28 protein-coding genes are annotated in these 23,895 nt (G+C 74.0%); 22 read left to right on the top strand and 6 right to left on the bottom strand.

What is annotated here, in order from left to right; genetic code table 11:
- Positions 1-13: 13 nt before the first annotated feature.
- From ACIA8R_RS20510 to ACIA8R_RS20500, 3 genes are read left to right on the top strand one after another with little or no spacing between them, the layout of a single operon-like run.
- Positions 14-901 carry a pentapeptide repeat-containing protein gene (locus ACIA8R_RS20510; RefSeq protein WP_364098125.1) on the top strand — a complete coding sequence of 296 codons (888 nt, stop codon included), beginning with the start codon at positions 14-16 and terminating at the stop codon, positions 899-901.
- A 31-nt stretch (positions 902-932) separates the two neighbouring features.
- The gene (locus ACIA8R_RS20505) at positions 933-1,412 is read left to right on the top strand and encodes an Rrf2 family transcriptional regulator (RefSeq protein ID WP_357705495.1); all 480 of its coding nucleotides are present in this window, start codon (positions 933-935) and stop codon (positions 1,410-1,412) included.
- Positions 1,413-1,456: 44 nt separating this feature from the next.
- Positions 1,457-2,704 (top strand): MFS transporter, encoded by a 1,248-nt coding sequence (locus tag ACIA8R_RS20500; RefSeq protein ID WP_397039752.1) that lies wholly within the window; start codon positions 1,457-1,459, stop codon positions 2,702-2,704.
- 162 nt (positions 2,705-2,866) lie between these two features.
- On the opposite strand, the gene ACIA8R_RS20495 is transcribed toward ACIA8R_RS20500, so the two are convergent.
- Positions 2,867-3,628 carry a hypothetical protein gene (locus ACIA8R_RS20495; RefSeq protein ID WP_397039751.1) on the bottom strand — a complete coding sequence of 254 codons (762 nt, stop codon included), beginning with the start codon at positions 3,626-3,628 and terminating at the stop codon, positions 2,867-2,869.
- A gap of 250 nt (positions 3,629-3,878) precedes the next feature.
- Entirely contained in the window at positions 3,879-4,376 is a 498-nt protein-coding gene (locus tag ACIA8R_RS20490; RefSeq protein WP_364098116.1) for a MarR family transcriptional regulator, read from the bottom strand.
- A 77-nt stretch (positions 4,377-4,453) separates the two neighbouring features.
- Here ACIA8R_RS20490 and ACIA8R_RS20485 point away from each other — a divergent pair, with 77 nt between their 5' ends.
- Positions 4,454-5,362 carry an EamA family transporter gene (locus tag ACIA8R_RS20485; protein WP_364098113.1) on the top strand — a complete coding sequence of 303 codons (909 nt, stop codon included), beginning with the start codon at positions 4,454-4,456 and terminating at the stop codon, positions 5,360-5,362.
- A 37-nt stretch (positions 5,363-5,399) separates the two neighbouring features.
- The gene (locus tag ACIA8R_RS20480) at positions 5,400-6,263 is read left to right on the top strand and encodes an SMP-30/gluconolactonase/LRE family protein (RefSeq protein ID WP_397039749.1); all 864 of its coding nucleotides are present in this window, start codon (positions 5,400-5,402) and stop codon (positions 6,261-6,263) included.
- Between the two features lie 15 nt (positions 6,264-6,278).
- Here the strand turns inward: ACIA8R_RS20480 and ACIA8R_RS20475 are convergent, their stop codons facing one another.
- Positions 6,279-6,767 (bottom strand): DinB family protein, encoded by a 489-nt coding sequence (locus tag ACIA8R_RS20475; protein WP_397039748.1) that lies wholly within the window; start codon positions 6,765-6,767, stop codon positions 6,279-6,281.
- Positions 6,768-6,834: 67 nt separating this feature from the next.
- Here ACIA8R_RS20475 and ACIA8R_RS20470 point away from each other — a divergent pair, with 67 nt between their 5' ends.
- From ACIA8R_RS20470 to egtE, 8 genes are all read left to right on the top strand, one after another.
- Positions 6,835-7,233 carry a VOC family protein gene (locus ACIA8R_RS20470; protein WP_364098104.1) on the top strand — a complete coding sequence of 133 codons (399 nt, stop codon included), beginning with the start codon at positions 6,835-6,837 and terminating at the stop codon, positions 7,231-7,233.
- A gap of 229 nt (positions 7,234-7,462) precedes the next feature.
- The gene (locus ACIA8R_RS20465; protein WP_357705487.1) at positions 7,463-8,056 is read left to right on the top strand and encodes a sigma-70 family RNA polymerase sigma factor; all 594 of its coding nucleotides are present in this window, start codon (positions 7,463-7,465) and stop codon (positions 8,054-8,056) included.
- A gap of 40 nt (positions 8,057-8,096) precedes the next feature.
- Positions 8,097-8,336, top strand: coding sequence for an anti-sigma factor family protein (locus ACIA8R_RS20460; RefSeq protein WP_397039746.1), 240 nt, complete (start codon positions 8,097-8,099; stop codon positions 8,334-8,336).
- A gap of 96 nt (positions 8,337-8,432) precedes the next feature.
- The gene (gene egtA / locus ACIA8R_RS20455; RefSeq protein ID WP_397039744.1) at positions 8,433-9,698 is read left to right on the top strand and encodes an ergothioneine biosynthesis glutamate--cysteine ligase EgtA; all 1,266 of its coding nucleotides are present in this window, start codon (positions 8,433-8,435) and stop codon (positions 9,696-9,698) included.
- Positions 9,695-10,990 carry an ergothioneine biosynthesis protein EgtB gene (egtB, locus tag ACIA8R_RS20450; RefSeq protein WP_364098097.1) on the top strand — a complete coding sequence of 432 codons (1,296 nt, stop codon included), beginning with the start codon at positions 9,695-9,697 and terminating at the stop codon, positions 10,988-10,990. The genes egtA and egtB overlap by 4 nt, the downstream gene beginning before the upstream one ends.
- On the top strand, positions 10,991-11,701 hold the full coding sequence (gene egtC / locus ACIA8R_RS20445; RefSeq protein ID WP_397039743.1) for an ergothioneine biosynthesis protein EgtC: 711 nt from the start codon (positions 10,991-10,993) through the stop codon (positions 11,699-11,701).
- Between the two features lie 19 nt (positions 11,702-11,720).
- Complete coding sequence (egtD, locus tag ACIA8R_RS20440) at positions 11,721-12,701, top strand: L-histidine N(alpha)-methyltransferase (protein WP_397039741.1); 981 nt, start codon at positions 11,721-11,723, stop codon at positions 12,699-12,701.
- Positions 12,701-13,873 carry an ergothioneine biosynthesis PLP-dependent enzyme EgtE gene (gene egtE / locus ACIA8R_RS20435; RefSeq protein WP_397039740.1) on the top strand — a complete coding sequence of 391 codons (1,173 nt, stop codon included), beginning with the start codon at positions 12,701-12,703 and terminating at the stop codon, positions 13,871-13,873. Before egtD ends, egtE begins: the two co-directional genes overlap by 1 nt.
- A gap of 112 nt (positions 13,874-13,985) precedes the next feature.
- Here the strand turns inward: egtE and ACIA8R_RS20430 are convergent, their stop codons facing one another.
- Genes ACIA8R_RS20430 through ACIA8R_RS20420 form a run of 3 tightly spaced genes read right to left on the bottom strand, consistent with a single transcriptional unit; the run spans position 13,986 to position 16,819 of the window.
- A complete protein-coding gene (locus ACIA8R_RS20430) occupies positions 13,986-15,233 on the bottom strand; it encodes a cytochrome P450 (protein WP_397039738.1) in 1,248 nt (415 codons plus the stop codon).
- A 16-nt stretch (positions 15,234-15,249) separates the two neighbouring features.
- On the bottom strand, positions 15,250-16,626 hold the full coding sequence (locus tag ACIA8R_RS20425) for an NAD(P)/FAD-dependent oxidoreductase (protein WP_397039737.1): 1,377 nt from the start codon (positions 16,624-16,626) through the stop codon (positions 15,250-15,252).
- Positions 16,619-16,819 (bottom strand): ferredoxin, encoded by a 201-nt coding sequence (locus ACIA8R_RS20420; RefSeq protein ID WP_357705478.1) that lies wholly within the window; start codon positions 16,817-16,819, stop codon positions 16,619-16,621. Before ACIA8R_RS20420 ends, ACIA8R_RS20425 begins: the two co-directional genes overlap by 8 nt.
- Positions 16,820-16,950: 131 nt before the next feature.
- Here ACIA8R_RS20420 and ACIA8R_RS20415 point away from each other — a divergent pair, with 131 nt between their 5' ends.
- The 9 genes from ACIA8R_RS20415 (at position 16,951) to ACIA8R_RS20375 (ending at position 23,885) form a co-directional block, all read left to right on the top strand.
- On the top strand, positions 16,951-17,523 hold the full coding sequence (locus tag ACIA8R_RS20415; protein ID WP_397039828.1) for a TetR/AcrR family transcriptional regulator: 573 nt from the start codon (positions 16,951-16,953) through the stop codon (positions 17,521-17,523).
- Positions 17,520-18,899, top strand: a complete 1,380-nt coding sequence (locus tag ACIA8R_RS20410) for a DHA2 family efflux MFS transporter permease subunit (RefSeq protein ID WP_397039735.1) — start codon at positions 17,520-17,522, stop codon at positions 18,897-18,899. The genes ACIA8R_RS20415 and ACIA8R_RS20410 overlap by 4 nt, the downstream gene beginning before the upstream one ends.
- Complete coding sequence (locus tag ACIA8R_RS20405) at positions 18,896-19,402, top strand: FBP domain-containing protein (RefSeq protein WP_357705476.1); 507 nt, start codon at positions 18,896-18,898, stop codon at positions 19,400-19,402. The genes ACIA8R_RS20410 and ACIA8R_RS20405 overlap by 4 nt, the downstream gene beginning before the upstream one ends.
- 235 nt (positions 19,403-19,637) lie before the next feature.
- A complete protein-coding gene (locus tag ACIA8R_RS20400; protein WP_364098076.1) occupies positions 19,638-20,027 on the top strand; it encodes a hypothetical protein in 390 nt (129 codons plus the stop codon).
- 67 nt (positions 20,028-20,094) lie between these two features.
- Positions 20,095-20,661 carry a toxin-antitoxin system HicB family antitoxin gene (locus ACIA8R_RS20395; protein WP_397039733.1) on the top strand — a complete coding sequence of 189 codons (567 nt, stop codon included), beginning with the start codon at positions 20,095-20,097 and terminating at the stop codon, positions 20,659-20,661.
- The gene (locus ACIA8R_RS20390; protein ID WP_397039731.1) at positions 20,661-21,599 is read left to right on the top strand and encodes a DUF4097 family beta strand repeat-containing protein; all 939 of its coding nucleotides are present in this window, start codon (positions 20,661-20,663) and stop codon (positions 21,597-21,599) included. Before ACIA8R_RS20395 ends, ACIA8R_RS20390 begins: the two co-directional genes overlap by 1 nt.
- Before the next feature lie 17 nt (positions 21,600-21,616).
- A complete protein-coding gene (locus ACIA8R_RS20385) occupies positions 21,617-22,582 on the top strand; it encodes an ATP-binding cassette domain-containing protein (protein ID WP_364098067.1) in 966 nt (321 codons plus the stop codon).
- Complete coding sequence (locus ACIA8R_RS20380; protein WP_357705471.1) at positions 22,579-23,382, top strand: ABC transporter permease; 804 nt, start codon at positions 22,579-22,581, stop codon at positions 23,380-23,382. Before ACIA8R_RS20385 ends, ACIA8R_RS20380 begins: the two co-directional genes overlap by 4 nt.
- Entirely contained in the window at positions 23,379-23,885 is a 507-nt protein-coding gene (locus tag ACIA8R_RS20375) for a DUF1707 domain-containing protein (RefSeq protein WP_364098064.1), read from the top strand. The genes ACIA8R_RS20380 and ACIA8R_RS20375 overlap by 4 nt, the downstream gene beginning before the upstream one ends.
- The last annotated feature ends 10 nt before the right edge of the window (positions 23,886-23,895 follow it).

Here is a 23,895-nt window from a genome sequence, read left to right as displayed (position 1 = left end):
GACAAGGAGAGCGTTGCCCGAGAGGAACCCGCGCGAGCTCGGCCTGCTGGCCGACTGCGAGAGCTGTTTCGCCCTGTGCTGCGTCGCCCTGCCGTTCGCCGCCTCGGCCGACTTCGCCGTCGCCAAGGACGCCGGCCGTCCCTGCGTCAACCTGCGCGACGACTTCCGCTGCGGCATCCACGCCCAGCTCCGGCAGCGCGGCTTCCCCGGCTGCACCGTCTTCGATTGCTTCGGCGCCGGGCAGAAGGTCTCCCAGGTCACCTTCGAGGGCCGCGACTGGCGTGCCGCGCCCGAGACGTCCGGGCAGATGTTCGCCGTGTTCCCGGTCATGCGGCAGCTCCACGAGCTGCTGTGGTACCTCGCCGAGGCGCTGACCCTCGACGCCGCCGCGGAGATCGCCCCCGAGCTGCGGGCGGCGTACGAGGCGACCGAGCGCCTGACCCGCGAGAGCCCCGGCGTCCTGGAGCGGCTCGACGTGGCCGCCCACCGGGGTGAGGTCAACACGCTGCTGCTGCGGACGAGCGAGCTGGTCAGGGCCGGTCGGCGGGGCAGGGAGCACCGCGGGGCCGACCTGATCGGCGCCAACCTCAAGGGCGCCGACCTGTGCGCGGCCAACCTGCGCGGCGCCTACCTCATCGGCGCGAACCTGCGCGGGGCCGACCTGCGCCTGGCCGACCTGATCGGCGCCGACCTGCGCGGCGCCGACCTGTCCGGGGCCGACCTCACCGGCTGCGTCTTCCTCACCCAGGCCCAGGTCAACGCGGCCAAGGGCACCCCCGCCACGAAACTGCCCGCCTCCCTGGCCCGCCCCGACCACTGGACGGCCACCGCCGGCGAGCCGGCGCCCCGCGGCCGCCGCGACAGGGCCGGCTCCCGTGGACGGCAGGGCCGCCGCGGCTGACACCCGAAAGGGACATGTAGTATCCCCTTTCATGCGCATGGGTGAAGGCGTCGAATGGGGGCTCCACTGCTGCCTGGTGCTGGCGTGGCTGGAGGACGAGGCCCCGCTGCCCACCGGGCGGCTGGCGGCGCTGTTCGAGCTGCCGCCCGTCTACCTCAAGAAGCGGCTCCAGGCGCTGGTACGCGCGGGCGTCCTGGCCTCGGTGCCGGGCGCGCAGGGCGGGTTCAGGCTGGCCAGGCCGCCCGGCCGGATCACGCTCATGGACGTCGTGGCCGCGGTCGAGGGCCCGGACGAGGCGTTCAGGTGCACTGAGATCCGGCAGCGCGGCGCGGGGGCCGAGGCGCCCGCCCGCGAGTTCGCCCACCCCTGCGGGGTCGCGGCGGCCATGCGCCGGGCCGAGCTCGCCTGGCGGCGCGAGCTGGCCGCCCAGACGGTCGCCGACCTCATGGCCGCGGCTCCGGCGAACGCCCCTGACCGCGCGCGCCGCCACTACGAACGCCTTCGCGGCTGAATCCGACCCCGCCCACAGGGCGCACACGTTTAAGGAGAATCGGGATGTCGAATGTCCCGAATGAGACGGAGCCCCGAGGGCTCGCCCCGACGCTCGTGCTGGCGCTCGGGACGTTCGCGGTGGGCACGGACGCGTTCGTGGTCGCCGGATTCCTGCCGGACCTGGCCGCGTCGCTGGGCGTCACCGAGGGGGCGGCCGGGCAGTCGGTGACGGTGTTCGCCGCGGCGTACGCGGTGCTGTCGCCCGTCCTGGCCACCGTCGCCGCGCGGGTCCCGCGGCGGGTCCTGTTGGTCGCGGCGCTGGTCGTGCTCGGGCTGGCCAACCTGGGGTCGGCGCTGGCGCCGTCGTTCCCCGTCCTGGTGGTCACCCGGGTGCTGGCCGCGGCGGGGGCGGCGGCGTACACGCCGGGCGCGGGCGCGGTGGCGGCCGCTCTGGTGCGGCCCGAGCTGCGGGCGCGGGCGCTGGCCGTGGTGGTGGGCGGGCTGACGGTCGCGACGGCGCTCGGCGTGCCGCTCGGCGACCTGGCCGGCGAACGGCTCGGATGGCGGTACGCGCTCGGCGCGGTGGCCGTGGCCTGCCTGGCGGTCGCCGCCGGGGTGCGCGCCGTCATGCCGGTGCTGCCGGGCGCGCCGCCGGTGCCGCTGCGTGCCAGGCTGGACGTGCTGAGGCGCCCGGCGGTGACGGCCATCCTGCCGCTCACGGTGCTCGGGATGGCGGCCAGCTACACCGTCTACGCCTACAGCACGCCCGCTCTGCGCGCCGTGGGCGTGGAGGGGACGGCGGGCCTGCTCTTCCTGTACGGGCTCGGCGCCGTCCTCGGCAACCTGGCCGCCGGGTACGCCACCGACCGGTGGGGCGCGCACCGGGTGCTCCCGGCCGCGTACCTGGTCATGGCCGTCAGCCTGGGGCTGCTCGGCTGGATGGCGGCGCCCGGCGCGGCGGCCCCGTCCGGCGCGCTGTCCGGTACGCCGTCCGGCACGGTGTCTGGCATGGTGTCCGGCATGCCGTCAGGCGTGCTGGTCGGGGTGCTGGTCCTGGCGTGGGGCGCGAGCAGCTGGTGCCAGACGCCGCCGCAGCAGCACCGGCTCATCGCCGCCGCGCCCCTGGAAGCGCCGCTGGTGGTCTCGCTCAACTCCTCGGCGATCTACGCGGGGATCGGCGCGGGCACGCTGCTCGGCGGGCTCACGCTGCCGTCGGGCGCGGCCCTCACGTACGGGACCGGCGCGGCGCTGGCGGCCGTCGCCCTGGCGTACGCCCTGGCCACCCGCCACCGGGACCGGGACCGGCCATGACGACCACCGCGCCCTACCTGCCGGACCTTTCCGTCCTCTCGCCGGTCCCGCCGGTCCCGCCGGTCCCGCCGGTCCCGCCGGTCCCGCCGGTCCCGCCGGTCCCGCCGGTCCCGCCGGTCCCGGCGGGCTCGGCGGGCCGGTGGCCGGGCCGGGGGCGGTGGGTCAGCGTCTGCGTGGCCTGGTCCGTACGTCCGTCGGAACCTTGCGCGGCAACGACGGTCTCGTCAGGGGCTCCGTCGACGGCCCGTTCCAGTCCGGCCTCTTCACCTCTCCGCCGCCCTCGGCGGGATCCGCGCCGTCGATGGACAGGATGCGGCCCTTGAAGGTGGGGTGCTTGGACTCCCAGTACCGCCAGCCCTCCACCCTGGCGGGCACGTTGGCTATCCCCGCGCCGACCTCGACGTTCCGGCAGGTGCCGAGCACCGACCAGGCCGACCAGCCGATGCGGTAGCCGAAAACGCGGTACCACATATTGCCGTACATCCCTTTGCTGATGGTCCGGCTGTATTCATGGCCAGTGAAAACCATATGCCGCACTTCGAGGTGCGGCAGGCCCATCTTGCGCAGATTGTTTACCAGATCTCCGGTCGTGATCGAGGATTGCCGCTCGTTCTCCGTCTCCCGGAACGCCCTCACTTCGTATTCCCGCGTCACCGTCACCGTGATGGTCCCGCCGGGGCCGTCAATGTAGCGGGTGCGGGGGATGAAGAAGTTCCTCGGCGAGAGGGAGTGGATTTTGAAGAAGGTGTGCTCGTCACAGGGCCCGCCGTCGTCCGCGTGTGCCGCCGGAGGGACCAGGGCGAGGACGAGGGCCGTCGAGAGCGAACCCCGCGCGACCGCTCGCGTCGTGGTGCGCCCAAGACGACGTGCTGTCGATCGGAAGGGGTTGATGACGGCTTTTGTTCGCCTATCGGGTGAGAACATGTACCGTTCCTTTCGGAATGTAGCCCAAAGTCGCCACCCGAACCCGTAGACCGGAATGCGGCCTTTCCGTTCGGCGAGCAGGGCATTTAGACCGGTACGATGTTTACACTTGCCCCGAATCGCTTATCGACGCCACACCGGAAACGCATTCCCGGTGACCGGCAAGATTCAGTCGCAGAAGTGCCATGGATCAGAAGCGACGGCGTCCGTCACATCGATCAGGCGCCGGCGGGCCACCGCGCCGCCCGTGTCAGGGGGTGCTGTCGCCGAGGGATTCGAGCAGGTCGCGCAGGGTGGTGGCCAGTTGTTCGCGCCGCCGTCCGGTGAGCGCCGCCAGCAGTCGCTGCTCGGTCGCCAGGTGGTCGGGCAGCGCGCGGTCGACCAGCGCGAGCCCTTCGGCGGTGAGCGTCACGTGCACGCCGCGCCCGTCGGAGTCGCTGGGCGTACGCCGCACCAGCCCGCGCGACTCCAGCCGGTCGAGCCGCTGGGTGACGGCCCCCGAGGTGACCATGGAGGCGCGCATCAGGGCGGCGGGGGTCAGGCGGTGGGGCGGGTCGCTGCGCCGCAGCGTGGCCAGCACGTCGAACGAGGCCCGGTCGAGACCGTGCCCGGCGAACGTGCGGCTCAGCTCGGCGTCGATCAGCCGGGACAGCCGCGACAGCCGTCCGATCACCGCCATGGGGGAGACGTCCAGGTCAGGGCGTTGCGCGTGCCACTGCCTGAGGATGGAGTCAACCTGGTCAGCCACGTCCGCAGCCTACAAGTGTCTTAGCGGTGAGGAAAATCACCTGGCTGGAACGTCCGGAGTTAGGTTAATTTGTCTTAGTGCTAAGTAATCGAACGGGAACCGTTCTGCTGACCGCCCTCACGCCCGCCATCTGGGGGACCACCTATCTGATCACGACAGAACTGCTGCCGCCCGGCCGCCCTTTGCTGGCCGCGTTGATCCGGGCCCTGCCGGCCGGGCTGATCCTGATCGCGATCACCCGCCGGCTGCCCGAGGGGAGCTGGTGGTGGCGCGCCCTGGTGCTCGGGGCGCTCAACATCGGATTGTTCTTCGCCTTGTTGTTCGTGGGCGCGTACCGGCTGCCCGGTGGGGTGGCAGCGACCGTCGGCGCCATCCAGCCGCTGCTGGTCGCGTTGTTGTCGGCGGGACTGCTGGGGGAGCGGGTGACCTGGCGCGTCGCGCTCGCCGCGGCGGCGGGCGTGGCCGGGGTGAGCCTGCTGGTGCTGCGCGCCGACGCCCGGCTCGACCTGCTGGGCGTGGCCGCCGCGCTGGGCGGCGCGGTGGTGATGGCGGTGGGGGTCGTGCTCAGCAAGCGCTGGAAGTCGCCCGCGCCGTTGCTGGCCACCACAGGCTGGCAGCTCACGGCCGGCGGCCTGCTGCTCGCCCCGGTCACGCTCCTCGTCGAGGGGCCGCCGCCCGCGCACCTGACCGGCGAGAACCTCGCCGGGTACGCCTACCTCGCGATCATCGGCTCGGCCCTGGCCTACACCCTGTGGTTCCGGGGCATCCGCGAGCTGTCGGCCACCAAGGTCACCTTCCTCGGCCTGCTCAGCCCCGTGGTCGCCACCGCGCTCGGCTGGCTGGTGCTCGGCCAGCGGCTCACGCTCGCGCAGGTGATCGGCGCGGTCGTCGTGCTCGCCGCCCTCGTCGTGGCGCAGCTCCAGCCCGTACGGCATCGCGCCGCGCCCGAGCCGCTGGCCCCCGTGCCCGCCGGCGACAAACGGTGATCGCGTACGCCGTTAGGATCGGGGCGAGGAGGCCGGTATGAGCATCAAGGCGTACCCCGTCACCGATCCGGTGGCCGAGCACGGCGAGGGGCCCGTGTGGTCCGGCCGCTGGGGCGGGCTGCGGTGGGTGGACATGCTCGCCGGCGACGTGCTCGCCCTCGACGACTCCGGCGGCGTGCGGCGGCGGCACGTGGGCGAGGTCGCCGCGGCCCTGCGCCCCCGCGTGTCCGGCGGCTACGTGGTCGCCGGCGAACGCGAGCTGCTGCTGGCCGACTCCGACGACCTCGACGCGCCGCTGCGCTCGCTCGGCCAGGCGTGGAGCGACCCCGGTGTGCGCATGAACGACGGCGGCTGCGACCCCCAGGGCCGCTTCTACATCGGCAGCATGCCCTACGACGAGACCCCCGGACGCGGCTCCCTCTACGTGGCCGGGCCGGACGGCGCGCTCAGCCCGGTGCTGACCGGCGTGACCGTCTCCAACGGCCTCGACTTCAGCCCCGACGAGAGCCTGGCCTACTACGCCGACACCGCCACCGGCCGGGTGGACGTCCTCGACCACGACCCGGCGGGCGGGCTCACCGGGCGCCGGCCGTTCGTGACGATCGATCCCGCCCAGGGCGCGCCCGACGGGCTCACGGTCGACGCCGAGGGCGGCGTGTGGGTGGCGCTCTGGCAGGGGCACGCCGTGCACCGGTACACCCCCGACGGGCGGCTCGACGCCGTCGTCGGGCTGCCGGTCGGCAAGGTCACCGCGGTCACGTTCGGCGGCCCGAGCCTCGACCGGCTGTTCGTCACCACGTCGAGGCTCGGGGTCGACGCCCGGGAGCAGCCGGAGGCCGGGGCCCTGTTCGCGGCCGACCCCGGCGTGCGCGGCCGGCCGGTGCTGCCCGCCGCCCTGTGACGAGGGCGGTGACGGTCAGCGGGGACGGTCGCCGGTGGCGCCGTCGATCAGCTCCCGCAGGATGTCCATGTGGCCCGCGTGCCGCACGGTGTCCTCGATCATGTGGATGAGCACCCAGCGCAGCGTCACCCGCTCGCCCGCCCACGAGGTGCCGGGCGCGTCGAGGGGGAGGTCGGAGATCGCCTTGTCGGCGGCCGCGCGGGCCCGGCCGTAGAAGGCGGCGATCTGCTCGGTGGTCTCCCGCTCGCCGATCTCGAAGTCGTCCTCGGGGGCGAACCACAGCGGCTCGACCTCGCGGCCGAACGTCGAGCAGAACCAGCCGTACTCGACGGCGGCCAGGTGTTTGACGATGCCGAGCAGCGACGTGCCGGACGGTGTCATCGGTCGCCTGACCTGCTCCTCGCCGAGGCCCTGGAGTTTCCACACGATGACGTCGCGGTGCCGGTCGAGGCTGGCGTGCAGGCTCTCCTTCTCGCCACCGGACGGAGGCACTCTTCTTCCCATGCCCGCGACCGTAACAGCGTGGTCCGACACGTTGCCGCCGCGGGCCGGGGGCCGCGATACTCCGTGCATGATCGGTCATATCGGCATCAACGTCCCCGACATGCGGGCGGCCAAGGAATACTACGACGCCCTCCTGCCCCTCCTCGGCTACAAGGAGTTCTTCGACAGCGAGGAGGAGATCGGCTACATGCCGGCGAACGACAAGCCGGGCACGTACCTGTTCCTCTACCGCTCGCAGGAGCCCGGCGGCTACTCGCGGCACCGCACCGGGCTGCAACATCTGGCGTTCATGGTGCCCAGCCGGTCAGCGGTGGCGGAGGCGCACGCGCGGGCCGTGGAGCTCGGCTCGGAGGTGCTGCACGAGCCCAAGGAGTTCCCGGAGTACCCGCCGCCCTACCACGCCGCGTTCTGGCTCGACCCGCACGGCGTCATGCTGGAGGCCGTCTGCCACCACGACCGCGACTGACCTGCGGCGATCCCGGTCCCGCGCGGCTGGACGGCCTCCGCCGGGGAAGGTCCCCTGTCGGTGCCGCCGTACGACGTGCGGGCGCGGACCGGTGTGCGATCTTCAGGTACGAGGGGGCGAGGGCTAGCCTGGAGCGTGAGTCCCGCACGTGCCCGGCGGCCGGCCGGGCGTGGACGACGCGCGGCCCGATGTCATGATGTCCCCGACGCTCGACCGGGAGGAAACGATCGTGGGGCCTTTCGCGGGCGGTGGGCTGCCCCCGGACGACGTCGTCGTGGCGGCGTTGCGCGCCGGGGACGAGTCGATGTTCGCCGCGCTCCTCGACACCTGGTCGCGGGGGATGTTGCGGGCGGCCAGGTCCTACGTGTCCACCGACGACTCGGCCGAGGAGGTCGTGCAGGACACGTGGCTGGCGGTCATCGGCGCCATCGACGGGTTCGAGGGACGCTCCTCGGTCAAGACGTGGGTCTACCGCATCCTGGTCAACACCGCCAAGAAGCGCGGCCTGCGGGAGAGCCGCACGCTGCCGTGGAGCGCGTTCGAGCCGCCGGCCGGGCCGGCCCAGAAGGAGCACGGCCCCACGCCGGAGGGCGCGGTGCTGGCCTCGGAGGCCCGCGGCCTCATCGGGGAGGCGCTGGCCGGGCTGCCGCCCCGGCAGCGGGTCGTGATCACGCTGCGTGACCTGGAGGGATGCACGTCCGAGGAGGTTTGCGAGATCCTGGAGATCTCGGCCGCCAACCAACGAGTGCTCCTGCACCGGGCAAGGGCCACGGTCCGAGATCGGCTCGAAGGCTACTACCAGTCCGTGAAGCGGTCAGAATAGGTTAAACGGTTCAACGTTCAGAGGTGAGGCGGTCAACGTCGTGAAGCGGTTCACGTGCGACGAGCTGGTGGAACTCATCACCGCCTATCTTGACGACGCTCTTGACCGGCCCGAACGCGAGGGGTTCGAGGCGCATGCGGCGTCCTGCGCCGACTGCGGGCGGCAGCTCGACCAGTTCCGCGAGACCATCCGGGCCCTCGGCCAGTTCCCGCCGGAGCGCAAGCTGTCCGACGGCACCCGCGACCGCCTGATGTCCGCCTTCAGGGCCCGCCGCCATTGAGGGTGACGCTCCCGCGCGAAGGGTGCGAAAGGGGCAAATTTAGGCGGATCATCAGATTTCGCGTAACGCTGGCGGGCCTCGCGGGTCTGTATCCACATGCGCCACGCGATGACCGGCCCGGTGGCCGGCGGGTCCGGCGCCTCGGAAGCGGCCGGCCGGCCGCTGCGGGGCGTGCCGGAGGTCGAGGAGTTCGCACGCAGGTGCTTCGCCCCCGCCCCGGGTGACCGGGTGGGGGCCGAGCTGGAGTTCCTGGTCTTCGACCGGGCGGACCCGGCGCGGCAGGTGCCGATGGGCCGGGTCGAGCGGGCCGTCCCGGCACTGGCCGGCGGGAGCCGGGTGACGTACGAGCCGGGCGGCCAGATCGAGCTGTCGGGCCCGGCCGGGCCGCTCGCCGAGGCCGTCGGGCGGCTGGCCGCCGACGTCGCCGCCGTACGCGCGGCGCTCGGGCGGGCCGGGCTGGTGCTGGCCGGGGTGGGGCTCGACCCGCTGCGCCCGGCCCGGCGGCAGCTCCGCCAGCCGCGCTACGACGCCATGGCCGAGTTCCTGGGCCGCCCGTACGGGCCGCTGATGATGTGCTCGACCGCGTCCGTCCAGGTCAACGTGGACCTGGGGGAACGGCCGGCGGCCCGGTGGGAGCGCGCCCGGCTGCTCGCGCCCGTCCTGACCGCGGCCTTCGCCAACTCGCCGCTGAGCCACGGACGCCCCTGCGGCTGGATGTCGGGCCGCCAGGCCGTCTGGGAGAACCTGGACCCGACCCGCACCGCCCCCGTCGACGGCTCCGGCGACCCGGCGGCGGCCTGGGCGGCGTACCTGCTCGACGCCCGGCTCATGCTCGTCCGCGAGGACGAGCGCCGCTACCGCGCGGTCGGCGACGGCTCGACCTTCCGCGACTGGCTCGACGGTGCGGGCGAGCGCCCGCCCACCCCTGACGACCTGGCCTACCACGCCACCACGCTCTTCCCGCCGGTCCGGCCGCGCGGCTGGCTGGAGATCCGCTACCTCGACGCCCAGCACCCCGACGACTGGCCGGTGTGCGTCGCGGTCACCCACGCGCTGATCACCGACGACCGCGCCGCCGACGCCGCCCTGGCGGCCGCCGAGCCCGTCGCGGGCCTGGCGGAGGTGGCCGCCAGGTGCGGCCTGACCGACCCGCGGCTCGCCCGCGCCGCCGAGGCCGCCTTCCGCGCCGCCGTCGAGGCGCTGCCCCGGCTCGGCGTGCCCCCCGGCCTGGCCGCCGAGGTGTCCGGCTTCGCCGCCCGGTACGTGAGCGCGGGCCGCTCCCCGGCGGCCGACCTGATGGACCTGATGACGGACCCGGTACGGCGGCTGCCGGCCTGGTTGAGCGGAGAAGGACAGGCATGAACGACATCAAGCAGCGCATCGCCGCCGAGCTGACCGCGGTACGCGACCGTTCGCTGACCTACACCGAGGCCGAGGACGACCTGCTGCTGCGCCAGCACTCCCCGCTGATGTCGCCGCTGGTGTGGGACCTCGCGCACGTCGGCAACTACGAGGAGCTGTGGGTGCTGCGCGAGGCCGCCGGGATCACGCCGCTGCGCCCCGAGATCGACGACATCTACGACGCCTTCAAACACCCCCGCAAGGACCGTCCCACCCTGCCGATCCTCGGCCCGGAGGAGGCCAGGAAGTACATCGGCGGCGTACGCGGCCGGGTGCTCGACGTCCTGGACGCGATCGACCTGGAGTCCGCCGCGCCGCTGCACCGCGACGGGTTCGTGTTCGGCCTGGTCATCCAGCACGAGCACCAGCACGACGAGACGATGCTGGCCACCTGGCAGCTGTCCGGGCAGCCCGGCCTGATCCGCGACGGCGACCTGCCGCCGGGCCGCGCCGCCGGCTCCGACGAGGTGCACGTCCCCGCCGGACCCTTCCAGATGGGCACCGGCACCCTGCCGTGGGCCTACGACAACGAACGCCCCGCCCACCAGGTCGACCTGCCCGCCTATTGGATCGACCGGCTGCCGGTCGGCAACGCCGCCTACGCCGCGTTCGTCGACTCCGGCGGCTACGACGACCCGCGCTGGTGGCACCCGGACGGCTGGCGCTGGCGGCAGCGGAGCGGAGCCGCCGCGCCGCTGTTCTGGACCCGCGACGGCGGCACCTGGTGGCGCACCCGCTTCGGCCGCGCCGAGCCGGTCCCGATGGACGAGCCGGTCCAGCACGTGAGCTGGTACGAGGCCGACGCCTACGCCCGCTGGGCGGGCCGGCGGCTGCCGACCGAGGCCGAGTGGGAGAAGGCCTGCGGCTGGGACCCGGCGGCCGGACGGGCCCGCAAGTACCCGTGGGGCGACGAGGATCCCCGTCCGGACCTGGCCAACCTCGGTCACCGGGCGGCCCGGCCGGCCCCGCTGGGCGCCTATCCGGCCGGGGCGAGCGCGTACGGGGCCGAGCAGATGGTCGGCGACGTGTGGGAGTGGACCGGGTCGTGGTTCCAGCCCTATCCCGGATTCCGCAGCTTCCCGTACAAGGAGTACAGCGAGGTCTTCTTCGGGCAGGAGTACCGGGTGCTGCGCGGCGGCTCGTGGGCGGCCGACCCGGCGGCGGTGCGGACGACGTTCCGGAACTGGGACTACCCGATCAGGCGGCAGATCTTCACCGGTTTCCGCTGCGCCCGCGACGCCGAGCGGGCCTAGATGTGCCGGCACGCCGCCTGGCTGGGCGTGACGAGGGCGCTGACCACGCTGATCCACGAGCCGGAGCACGGCCTGCTCGCCCAGTCGTACGCGCCCCGGCGGCAGCGCCACGGCACGGTCAACGCCGACGGCTACGGCATGGCCTGGTACGACCCGGCCAGGACCGAGCCCGTGCGCTACCGCCGCGCGATCCCCATCTGGGCCGACGCCAACCTGCCCGCCCTCGCCGAGATCGCCCGCTCCCGCTGCCTGCTGGCGGCCGTGCGGTGCGCCACGACCGGCATGCCGGTCGAGGAGAGCGCCACCGCGCCGTTCGCCGGGGGCGGCTGGCTGCTCAGCCACAACGGCCGGGTCGAGCGCGACGCGGTCATGGACCTGGCCGACGACCTGCCCGAGAGCCCCTGCGACTCGGCCTGGCTGGCCGCCGCCGTGTTCGCCCGCGGGAGCGCGGGGCTCGGCCTGGCCGCGGCGCTGGCCGACGTCGTCGTGCGCGCGGGGGAGAAGGACCCCGCCGCCCGCCTGAACCTGCTCGCCTGCGACGGCACCGCGCTCGCCGCGACCGTCTGGGGCGACACCCTCTTCTTCCACGCCGACCAGGACGGCGTGTACGTGGCCAGCGAGCCGCTGGACGACCGGCCGGGCTGGCAGGCGGTGCCCGATCACAGCCTGCTGACCGCCACGCCGGACGACGTACGCGTCCAGCCGTTGTGACCTTCTGAAGGAGGATCTCGTGCCCGTCACCCAGCCGACCGTCCGTGTGATCAACCATCTTGACCCCGGCTACCTGCGCCAGGCGCTCGAACACGACGTCAGGACCGGGCTGACGGCCACGCCGAAGTGGCTGCCGCCCAAGTGGTTCTACGACGAGGCGGGCAGCGACCTGTTCTCGCGCATCACCCGGTTGCCCGAGTACTACCCGACCCGCCGCGAACTGACGATCCTGCACGCGCGGTCGGGCGAGATCGCCGCGGCGAGCGGCGCCGACACGCTGGTCGAGCTGGGGTCGGGCACGAGCGAGAAGACCGTGATCCTGCTGGACGCGCTCACCGCGGCGGGCACGCTGCGCGCCTACACGCCGGTGGACGTGGACGCCGTCACGCTGGAGGCGGCCGCGCGCCGGCTGGGCGGCCGTTACTCCGGGCTGGAGGTGCGGCCGGTGTGCGCCGACTTCGAGCGGCACCTGCGGCTGCTGCCGCGCTCGGGCAGGCGCATGGTGGCCTTCCTCGGCGGCACGATCGGCAACCTCGAACCGGCCGCCCGCCAGGTGTTCCTCAAGGAACTGCGCGCCACCCTGCGGCCCGGCGACACGTTCCTGCTCGGCGCCGACCTGGTCAAGGACACCGCGCGGCTGGTCGCCGCCTACGACGACGCCGCCGGGGTGACGGCCGCGTTCAACAGGAACGTCCTGCGCGTGGTGAACCGGGAGCTGGCGGCCGGGTTCGAGCCGGAGGCGTTCGAGCACGTCGCCCTGTACGACGAGCGCAACGAGTGGATCGAGATGCGGCTGCGGGCCACCCGGGACATGCGGGTGCCGGTCGGCGCGCTCGGGCTGACGGTGGACTTCACCGCGGGGGAGGAGATGCGGACCGAGATCAGCGCCAAGTTCCGGCTGGAGCCGCTGGGGGAGGAGCTGGCCGCGGCCGGGTTCACCGTCCTGCGCTCGTGGACCGACCCCGACGGCGACTTCGGGCTGCTGCTGGCCGGTACGTGATGGCCGAACACCGGCGGGCTGCTGCCGGCCGGTACGTGATCGCCGAACGCTGGCGGGCCGCGCGCTCGGCCGGGCCGCCCGGCCACCTCGACGCGGCCGGCTGCAACGTGCCCAGCGACCGCGTGCTGGCCGCGACGGTCGAGCACCTGGAACGGGAACGCGAGCGCGGCGGGTACGCCGCCGTGCCCGGCCTCACCGGGCCCAGGTCCGCGCTGGCCGCCCTGACCGGCGCGGCCGCCGCCGACGTCGCCTTCCTGGAGAGCGGCACGGCCGCGATGGCGGCGCTGCTCGGCGGCTGGCGCCTGCCGCCGGGCGCCCGGGTCGGCTTCACCCGCTCGGAGTACGGCAGCACGCTCATGCTGTTGCGCCGCCTGGCCGCCGAGCGCGGCTGGACCCTCGGCGAGCTGCCCGCCGACGACGACGCCCGCCTCGACCTCGACGCCCTGTCCGCCGCCCTGCGCCGCGGCCTGGACCTGGTCACCCTTCCGCACCTGCCCTCCCACCGGGGGACCGCGCAGCCGGTCAGGGAGATCGGCCGCCTGTGCCGGGAGGCCGGCGTGCCCCTCGTCCTGGACGTGTGCCAGTCGCTCGGCCACCTGGACGTCACCGGCACGATGGCCACCGCCTACGTCGGCACCTCCCGCAAGTGGCTGGCCGGGCCGCGCGGCGTCGGCTTCCTCATCGTGCCCGGCCTCACCGAGGAGATGGACGCGGCGGCCCCCACGCTCGGCGGTCACGTATGGCTGGACGACCCGCCGCGCACCGGGCCGCTGCCCGGGGCCGCGCGCTACGAGAGCGCCGAGTCGGCGGTCGCGGCGCGGGTCGGCCTCGGCGTCGCCGTCCTGGAGCACCACGACCTGGGGCCGGACGCGGTCCGCGGCCACCTCGCCGACCTGGGCGCGACGGCCCGGCGCACGCTCGACGGCCGGGGCGGCTGGCGGGTGGTGGAGCCGTACGACGAGCCGACGGCCGTCGTCACCCTGCGCCCGCCCGACGGCGGCGACGCCGCCAGGACCGCGGCGGCGGCGGCCGGGGCGGGCCTGCTGGTGGGCGTCGCGCCGGTCGCCCGCGCCCCGCTCGACCTGCGCGAGCCGGTACTGCGCGTCTCCCCGCCCCCGGGCACCCGGCAGGAGACGTTGGACGCCCTGGCCCGCCTCCTCGACGGGCGCTAGAGCGGCCGTCGAAGACGGACGCCGGACCAGGCGGTCGAAGAGGGCGGTCGAAGGCGGGCGTCAGAGCAGGCGGTCGGCGGCGGGTGTCAGAGCAGGCGGTCGGCGGCGGGTGTCAGAGCAGGCGGTCGAAGCCCACCGTCAGGTGCGCGGGGCCGCGCAGCGACGCGCTGTGCCGGTACGGCGGCGGGTCGGCGGCCAGTTCCGGCCCGACCAGCCGGGTCACCAGCGCCCCCAGCGCGGCCCGCGCCTCGATCCGGGCCAGCGGCGCCCCCACGCAGTAGTGGACGCCTCCGCCGAACCCCAGGTGCTGGTTGTCCCGGCGCGCCGGGTCGAAGCGGTCGGCGCCGGGGAAGCGGGCCTGGTCCCGGCTGCCCGAGGCCAGCAGCAGCGCCACGTCCGCGCCCTGGGGGATGGTGACCCCGGCGATCTCGATGTCGGCCAGCGTCGTGCGGGTGCGGAACTGCACCGGCGGGTCGTAGCGCAGCACCTCCTCGACGGCCGGCACGATCAGCGCGGGGTCGGCGCGCAGCCGCGCCAGCGCCTCCGGGTTGCGCAGGAACGTCAGCATGCCGTTGGTGATCAGGTTGACGGTCGTCTCGTGACCGGCGATGAGCAGCAGGGCCATCGTCGCGATGATCTCCTGGGGATCCATCCGCTCGGCCTCGCCGTCGGTGAGCAGCGCCGACAGCAGGTCGTCCGACGGGCGGGCGTGCCGCTCTCCGGCCAGGCCGATCAGGTACGCGCGCAGCTCCGGCGCGGCGGCCTCGGCCTGCCGCACCTCCTCCTCCGACAGCCCCTCGGGCGGGTCCAGCGTACGGGCCAGCGCCGAGGCCCAGTCGTGGAAGCGCGGCTCGTCCTCCTTGGGCACGCCGAGCAGCTCGCAGATCACCGTGACCGGCAGCGGGTAGGCCAAATCGTCCACCACGTCCATGGAGTCGGAGCCGGCGCGGCGGTCGAGCAGCTCGGCCACCAGCGACACCACGTCCTCACCGAGCCGGTTGATCCGCTCGGGGGTGAAGTGCCGCATGACGATCCGCCGCAGCCGGTCGTGGTCGGGTGGGTCGAGGAAGATGAACGCCGGTTTCCGCGAGTCCTGCCCGTCCTCGGCGTTCTGGGCGGCCATGAGCCTGCCGGAGGCACCGAACGAGCCGGAGCCGCTCCTGCTCTTGCGCTCGTCGGAGCTGATCCGCGGGTCGTGCAGCAGCGAGACGATCTCGGCGTACGTGCTCACCGCGTACAGGTCGTCCCCCTGGCGGGCGACGGGCGTCTCGCGCATCCGGGCGTACAGCGGGTACGGGTCCGGGCGGCTCGCCTCGTCCAGGACCTGCGCGAACAGGCTCTGCGTCACCTGGTGGGCCATGGTCGTCCTCCGGCTCTCATTCCAGCGGCGGCGCGGTCAGCGGCGAGCGGGGGTCGCGCTCGCGCGGCACCTCGCGCGCGGTCGGGCCGGGCCCGGTCACCGCGGCCGTCGGGCTGTGGGTGGACTGGCCGTCCACGGCGAGGCCGGCGGGCACCGGGAGCAGCGCGCGCGGCCCGTCGGCGGCCCGCAGGTCGGGCGGGAAGGGCGCGGCCGCCTCGATGAGGTCGGCGTAGGCGGGCAGCGCGCGCGGCGCGTCCACCGCGACCGCCGCCACGCACCGGCCCTGGCGGCCGAAACAGGCCACGAAGCGGCGCTCGGCCACCGAACCCTGCGTGACCACCACCTCGTCGGCGATCGTCGGCAGCCCGACGGACTTGATGCTGACGCCGAACTGGTAGGACCAGAACGCGGGCAGCCCCCGGTGCGGGCGCGGCCGGTCGGCGACCATGTTGTGCGCGGCCGTGGACGCCTGGCGCACCGCGTTGTCCCAGTGCTCCACGGCCAGCAGCAGGCCGTCGTAGTGCGGGTGCGGCCAGCGGGCCACGTCCCCGGCCACGAAGACGTCGGAGGTGACGATCGCGTCGGCGTCGAAGGCCCGGCAGGCGGCGTCGCACACCACCCCGCGCGGGTCGGCCGCCAGGCCCGACCCGGCCAGCCACTCGGTGTTGCGGACGGCCCCGAGCGCCACCACCGCGACCTCGACCGGCAGCACGTCGCCGTCGGACAGGTGAGCGGCGCGCAGCCGGCCGTCCGCGTCGCCCTCCAGGGCCATGACCGTGGTGTTCACCCGCAGGTCCACGCCGTGCTCGCGGTGCAGCCGGGCGGCCACGCTCCCTGCCGCCGCGCCCAGGGCGCCGGCCAGCGGGGCCGGGCCGCGTTCCGCGACCGTCACGGCCAGGCCCATCTCGCGGCAGACGGAGGCGATCTCCGAGCCGGTGAACCCGCCGCCGATGACCAGCACCCGGCTCGGCCCGGCGGCGAGCGCGGCCTGAAGGCTCGCCGCGTCGTCGCGTCCGCGCAGCGTGAAGACGCCGTCCAGGGCCGCCTCGGCGGGGTCCGGCCAGGGCCGCGCCCGGGTGCCGGTGGCGATCAGCACCCGGTCGAAGCCGATCTCCCGCCCGCCGGACAGGCGTATCTGGCGGGTGCGCAGGTCCAGGCCGGTGGCGGGCTCGCCGAGCAGCCAGCGCGCCCGCAGGTCCTCGGCCATGACGAGCGCGGTGTGCGCGGGCGAGGCCCGTCCGGCCAGCACCTGCTTGGACAGCGGCGGCCGGTCGTAGGGCTCGTACGGCTCGTCGCCGATCAGGGTGAGCTCCCCGGTGAAGCCCTCGGCGCGCAGCGTCTCGGCGGCCCGCAGCCCGGCCAGCGAGGCGCCGACGATCACCGCGCTACGCACGGTCGTCCGGCGAGTAGCTGATCGCCTGCACCGGGCAGGCCGCGGCGGCCTCCCGTACCTGCTCGCGCATCGCGTCGGCGGGGGCGTAGTCGTACTCGAGTGACTCGGCGCCGTGGAAGCGGAAGACCGCCGGCGCCGCGAACACGCACTGCCCGTAGCTCAGGCAGCGGTTCAGATCGACGAGCACTCTCATGTCCGCCAGGTTACGAACGGCTGCTCCAGCCACGTTCCAACCTGATCCCAAGTTTTCCTGATTTGCCAAACCTAGGAGCCCTAGGATAAAACCTAGGAAGGTTAGGTTTGCTGCTATGGAGGTGGAGCATGATGGCTCGGGCGGGTCTGACGGCGGACCGCGTGACGGAGGCGGCCGGGGAACTGGCCGACGAGGCCGGGTTCGACAACCTGACGGTCTCGGCGCTGGCGCGCCGCTTCGGCGTCGCGGACGCGAGCCTCTACTCCCACGTCAGGAACCTCCAGGACCTGCGCGTACGCGTGGCGCTGCGGGCCGCCCGCATCCAGGCCGACGCCCTGACCGCGGCGGTCGCCGGCAAGGCGGGCAAGGACGCGCTGGCCGCCTTCGCCGCCGCCTACCGCGACTTCGCCCTGGCCCACCCGGGCCTGTACGAGGCCACCCAGCTCCGGCTCGACCCCGAGATCGTCGCCGCGTGCGCCGACGTGCAGCGCATCTTCACCACCACCAACGCCGTCGTGGCCGCGTACGGGCTGCCCGAACCGGCCCACACCGACGCCATCCGGCTGCTCCGCAGCACCTTCCACGGCTTCACCAACCTGGAGGCCCGCGGCGGCTTCCAGGCCTCCCGCGACGTCCGGCAGTCGTGGGACGCGATCATCGACGCGCTCGACAGCGCCCTCAGGCATTGGCAGGTGTCCCCATGACCGGCACAAGCGCGCACGCGCACACCGCAGGGTCTCCGCCCGGCCTCGACCGGCGGCTGGTGACGGTCGCCGGGGTGCTCACCCTCGGCGCGTTCACCGCGCTGCTCGACGGCACCGTCGTCGGCGTCGCCACGCACACCCTGGCCCGCACGTTCTCCGCCGACCTGGCGGCCACCCAATGGGTGACCACCGCCTACCTGCTCGCCCTGGCCGCGGTCATCCCGGCGACCGGGTGGGCCGCCCAGCGGTTCGGCGCGGGAACGGCCTGGACCGTCTCGCTCGGCGTGTTCCTGGCCGGCTCGATCCTGTGCGGGTCGGCCTGGTCGCTCGGCAGCCTCGTCGCCTTCCGCGTCGTGCAGGGGGCGGGGGCGGGCATGTTGTTCCCGCTCAGCCGGATCATCGTCGTCGAGCTGGCCGGGCGCGACCGGCTCGGGCGGATGATGGCGCTGATGGCCGTACCCGCCGTGTTCGCGCCCGTCCTCGGGCCGGTCGTCGGCGGCGTGCTGCTGGAGGCGTTGTCGTGGCGGTGGGTGTTCCTGGTCAACGTCCCGTTCGTGGCGGCCGGCGTCGTCCTCTCCGCCCTGTACGTCCGCACCGCCCGGCCTGACGGCCCGGCCGAACGCCTCGACCTGGCCGGCCTGCTCGGCGTGAGCGGCGGCCTGACCCTGCTGCTCCACGGGCTGAGCGGGGCCGGTGAGCCCGTCGCCGCGCTGACCGCGGCGGCCGGCGCGCTGCTGCTGGCCGGCTGTCTGTGGCGGGCCGCCCGCACCTCCGGGCCGCGGATCGTCGAGCCCGGCCTGTTCCGCGACCGGGCCTTCGCCGCCTCCGCCGCGCTGGCCTTCCTGGCGAACTTCTCCCTGTTCGCCGCCGTGTTCCTGGTGCCGCTGTTCTTCCAGACGGCCGAAGGCTCCGGGGCGCTCGGCGCCGGGCTGGTCCTCGCGCCGCAGGGGCTCGGCATGCTCGTCGCGGTGCTCGCCGCCGGCCGGCTCATCGACCTCAACGGCAACCCGCGCCGGATCGTCGTCACGGGCCTGGTCCTGCTGGCGGCCGGGACGCTGCCGTTCGCGCTGGCCGACCCGGGCACGGGCACGGCGCTGCTGCCGGTGGCGCTGTTCGTGCGCGGGGTGGGGGCCGCGCTCGCCGTCTCACCCACCATGATCACCCTCTACCACTCGCTGCCGCCGGCCAAGGTGCCCGCCGCGACCACCGCCAACGCCATCGGCCAGCAGGTCGGCGCGGCGGCCGGCACCGCCTGTGTGGCCGTGCTGCTCCAGCACGGCGGCTACCGGCCCGCCTTCTGGGTCGCGCTGGCCGCCGCCGCGCTCTGCCTCCTGCCCGCCCTGTTCCTCCCGTCCTCGAAAGCAGGCACGTCATGAACCCCGTCACCGAGAACGAGATCCGCTCGTCCTTCGTCAACTGCTCCAAGGGCGAGGCCCGCAGGCTCGCCGTCCCCCGGGGGCTGTCCGAGCTGCCCTGGCCCGACCTCGACTTCCTGGGCTGGCGCGATCCGGGGGCGCCCGAGCGCGCGTACCTGGTGGCCGAGCGCGGCGGCGCGGCGGTCGGCGTCGCGCTGCGGCTCGGCCAGGAGGTGCGCAGGAGCTTCACCAAGAGCACGCTGTGCTCGATCTGCGTGACCCCGCACGCCGGGACCGGGGTCGCGCTGTTCACCGCGCCCCGGGTCGGCGCGGCGGGGCGGCAGGGCAACACGGTGGGCGCGTACATGTGCTCCGACCTGGCCTGCTCCCTGTACGTGCGGGAGCTGAAGCAGACCGAGCTGGGCGTCCGGTTCGAGTCGCTGACCGTGCCCGAGCGCGTCGCCCGCGCCGCGGTCAACCTGGACGCCTTCCTCGACAAGGTGCTCGACGGCGCCCTCGCCTGACGGGGAGGGAGCTGGAGGGGCGGCGTCCAGCTCGCGTCGCAGGGCGGGAAGGGCCACCCGCGGCGTCGGCCGACACGTCTGCGCCCTCAGGCGCCCGACGCCGGCGCGGAACGCCGCCCTCGACTTGGACCCCCGCGACGGCCGCCCGGTTCCCCGGTTCCGGAACCGGCGTCCTTCCCGATGGGCGCCCGCCGGAGAACGGTGGACTGTCGGACCCGCCTGCGACACTGCCCCGATGTTGATACTGGAATTGTTGCGTCCGGTGATACGGGCCGCGTGGGGGCCCGACACCTGCGACACCGCCGCGCGGGAGGAATGGCGGCCCGCCAACCCCGCCAGAGGGCAGTGCGGCACGACCGCCCTGGTGGTCCATGACCTGCTCGGGGGAGACCTGATCCTGGCCGAGGTGCAGGCCGATGGCGTCAAGGTCGGTCACCACTACTGGAACCGCCTGCCCGACGGCACCGAGATCGACTTCGCCGGGGACCAGTTCCACCCGGGTGAGGTCGTCGTGAACCCCCAGGTCCAGCAGCGTCCCCCCGACGCGCCGCGCCGCTGCCGGGAGGAGTACGAGCTGCTGCGTCACCGCGTCGTCACCGCGCTGTCCCCGTCCCTGCCCGGCTGAGGCGTGACGCCATAGTGACGTCATAGCGTGGTTGCAATGGCGTCATCCTGCATGTCATGATGGCGTCATGGACCTTGCGCCGTATGTGGACCAACTCCGGCGCGAGCTCATGCTCGCCGCCGGGACGGGCGGCGAGGAAGCTCGTGCGCTGGCCGAACACTTCTCCGCGACGCTGGCGTCGGCCGCCCGCCTCGCCCTGCTGGAGGCCCTGTCGGCCGCCGCGGACGAGATCACCCAGGACCTCGCGCCCGGGTCGGTCGAGGTGCGCCTGCGCGGGCGCGACCCCGCCTTCGTCGTGACGCCACCGCCCGCCGCCCATCCGTTCGCGGAGGAGGGCGAAGCCGTCGCGGGTGGTGCCATGGGTGCGGCAGGGCCGGGCGCACACCCGCCACCGCAACCGCCCGCGCCGACGCCTTCCGACGCCGACGAGGGTGGTACGTCCCGGATCTCGCTCCGGGTCCCCGAGGCGCTCAAGCCGCGCATCGAGGAGGCCGCCGCGCGCGAAGGGCTGTCGGTCAACGCCTGGCTGGTCCGCGCCGTCTCGGCGGCCCTCGACCCCGGCGACGCCGCCCGCCGCACCCCCCGCGGCCCCGCCCGGCAGACCGGCAACCGCTACAGCGGCTGGGTGCGCTGATGACCATGCCGACCGACGACAAGGAGTCCGGAATGCCGGTCTTCGACACGCCCCGACCCATCGTCGTCCTCCTCGACCTGGGGACCGCCGCCGTCCGTGTCGTCGCGGGCGACCGTGCGGACACCGTGGTCGAGGTCCGCCCGAGCGACGAGCACAACGAGGCCGACGTGCAGGCGGCCCGGCACGTCCAGGTCCATCACGCCGACGGCAGGCTCACGGTGGCCGCCGACAAGGAGCAGGGAGCGCCGGTCCTCGGCTGGGGGCTCTCGCTCGGCAAGCTCGTCGAGTCGCCCGCCGACTGGGCGCGTTCGCTGCTGCTCGGCACGGGCTCGGTGGACGTCACGATCGAGCTGCCGGCCGGATCCCGCCTCGACGCCAAGACGCCCGGCGGCGTCTCCTGCCGCGGCCTGCTCGGCGAGGTGACCGTCGCCACCACGTACGGCGACATCCGCGTCGAGGAGGCGGGCCGGCTGCGCCTGAAGAGCGCCCACGGCAACGTCTCCGTCACCCGCGCCCGCGGGCACGCCGAGATCACCACGAACCACGGCGACATCCGGGTCGGCGAGATCGACGGCGCCGCCGCGGTCAAGACCGCCCACGGCGATGTGCGCCTCGGCGTGGTGACCGGTGAGCTGCGGCTCAACAGCGCCCACGGCGACATCACCGTCGACCGCCCGCTGGCCGGAGTCGTCGCCAAGACCGCCTACGCCGGCGTGCAGATCCACGAGATGTCCTCCGGCGCGGTCGTCATGGAGACCACCGGCGGCGGCCTCGACCTCGGCGTCCGGGCGGGCACCGCCGCCTGGCTGGACGTCAGCTCCAGGTACGGCACGGTCGACGTCACCCTCGACCCGGGCGACGACCCCGGCGACGGGGCGGCGATCGTCGAGGTCCGCGCCCACACCACCCATGGGGACATCGTCATCCACCGTTCCTGACGAGCTAGGAGACCGACATGCCTGACGCGATCGTGGCCGAAGGACTGACCAAGAGATACGGCGACGTGGCCGCCCTCGACGGGATGGACCTGACCGTCCCCGAAGGGACGGTGCTGGGCCTGCTGGGCCCCAACGGCGCCGGCAAGACCACCACGGTGAGGATCCTCACCACGCTCCTGCGACCGGACGCCGGCCACGCCACGGTGGCCGGGCTCGACGTCGTGCGCGACGCCCACCGGCTGCGCGCCCGCATCGGCGCGTCCGGCCAGTACGCCGCCGTCGACGACCATTTGACCGGCGCCGAGAACCTGGAGATGGTCGGCCGCCTCTACCACCTGGGCACCAGGCCCAGCCGCGAGCGCGCCCGCGAGCTGCTGGAGCGCTTCGACCTCACCGACGCCGCCGACCGTCCGGTGCGCGGCTACTCCGGCGGCATGCGCCGCCGCCTCGACCTGGCCGGCGCGCTGGTCGCCAACCCGCCCGTGCTCTTCCTGGACGAGCCCACCACCGGCCTCGACCCGCGCGCCCGGATCAGCCTCTGGGACGTCATCGCCGAGCTCGTCCGGGAGGGCACCACCGTCCTGCTGACCACCCAGTACCTGGAGGAGGCCGACCGGCTGGCCGACCGCATCGCGGTGGTCGACCAGGGGCGGGTGATCGCGCGAGGCACGGCCGACGAGCTGAAGGACCAGGTCGGCGGCGACCGCATCCAGGTCTCGGTGACCAGCGCGGCGAACCTGGAGACCGCCGCCCGCGCCCTGGCGCCGCTGGCCCTGGGGGACGTGCAGATCGACGCCGCCGCGCTGCGGATGACGATCCCGGTGACCGGTGGCGCGGCCGCGCTGACCCAGGCGCTCGGCCACCTGGCCGCCGAGCGGATCGCCGTCCGCGACGCCGGCCTGCGCCGGCCCACCCTCGACGACGTGTTCCTCACCCTCACAGGACGCCAGGCCGACGAGAAGACCAAGGAGACCGTCCGATGAACGCCCTCCAGCTGGCCGCCGCCGACGGCCTGACCATCGCCAAGCGCAACGCGCTGAAGATCCGCAGAGCCCCCGACCTGCTGGGCGGCGTGATCATGCTGCCCATCGTGTTCGTGGTGCTGTTCACCTACGTCTTCGGCAGCATGATCGAGCTGCCCGGTATGTCCTACGGCGAGTACCTGCTCCCCGGGATCTTCGTCATGACGATCGTCACCAGCGCGCAGATCACCGGCTACACGCTGACCCAGGACCTGCAGAAGGGCATCTTCGACCGGTTCCGCACCCTGCCGATGTCCCCGACGGCGGTGCTCACCGGCCAGACCCTCAGCGACGTCATCATGAACGTCACCAGCATCGCCACCATGGCGCTCGTCGGCCTGCTGGTCGGCTGGCGCGTCCACAGCTCACCGGCGCAGGCGGCCCTCGGGTTCGCGATGCTGCTGCTGTTCGCCTACGCCTTCTCCTGGGTGACGGCCACGGTCGCGCTGGCCCTGCGCACGCCCGAGGTGTTCAACAACATCGCCACGCTGACGTCGTTGCCGCTGGTCTTCCTGTCCAACGCGTTCGCCGACAGCTCGCGCCTGCCCGGCCCGCTGCGGCCGATCGCCGAATGGAACCCGGTCTCCACGCTCGTCCAGGCCGCGCGTGAGCTGTTCGGCAACACCAGCGCCGCCCTGCCCCAGCCCGGCGCCTGGCCGCTGCGGCACGCCGTGCCGGTGTCGCTGCTGTGGTCGGTCCTGCTCCTGGTCGTGTTCGTGCCGCTGGCGACGCGGCTGTACAAGAGGGCCGTCAGCCGATGAACACAGTCTCGGGCGCTGACCGCGAGCGGGCGGTCGAGCTGGTCCAGCAGGCGTACGCGGACGGCCGGCTCGACCCCGCCGAGCTGGAACGCCGGCTCGAACTGGCGCTCACCGCCACCTCCTCCCACGAGCTGGCGCCGATCGTCGGCGACCTGCCGGACGAGGCGGTCCATCTGTCCTCCACCGGCGGCAGCGTCACACGCACCGGCGACTGGGAGGTCCCGCGACGGCTGCGCGTCGACTCCAAGTACGGCAAGGTGCGGCTCGACCTGTCGCGGGCCCACGTCCCTTACGCGCGGATCGACATCGAACTCCAGCTGGCCTACGGCAGCGCCACGATCATCCTGCCGGTGGGCGCCACGGCGAACACCGACGGGGTGCGTTCCGAATGGGGGCGCGTGACCTGCAAGGTCCCCGGCCGCCCGAACCCCGGTCATCCGCACGTCCAGGTGACCGGCGACCTGCCCCACGGCCGCCTCGTCATCCGCCCCGCCCGCCGATGACCCAGGCCGG

It is taken from the genome of Nonomuraea sp. NPDC051191 (assembly GCF_044455665.1).
Classification (GTDB): domain Bacteria; phylum Actinomycetota; class Actinomycetes; order Streptosporangiales; family Streptosporangiaceae; genus Nonomuraea.
Note: the sequence above shows the minus strand (reverse complement) of the source record. Positions and strands in the feature narration are given on the sequence as shown.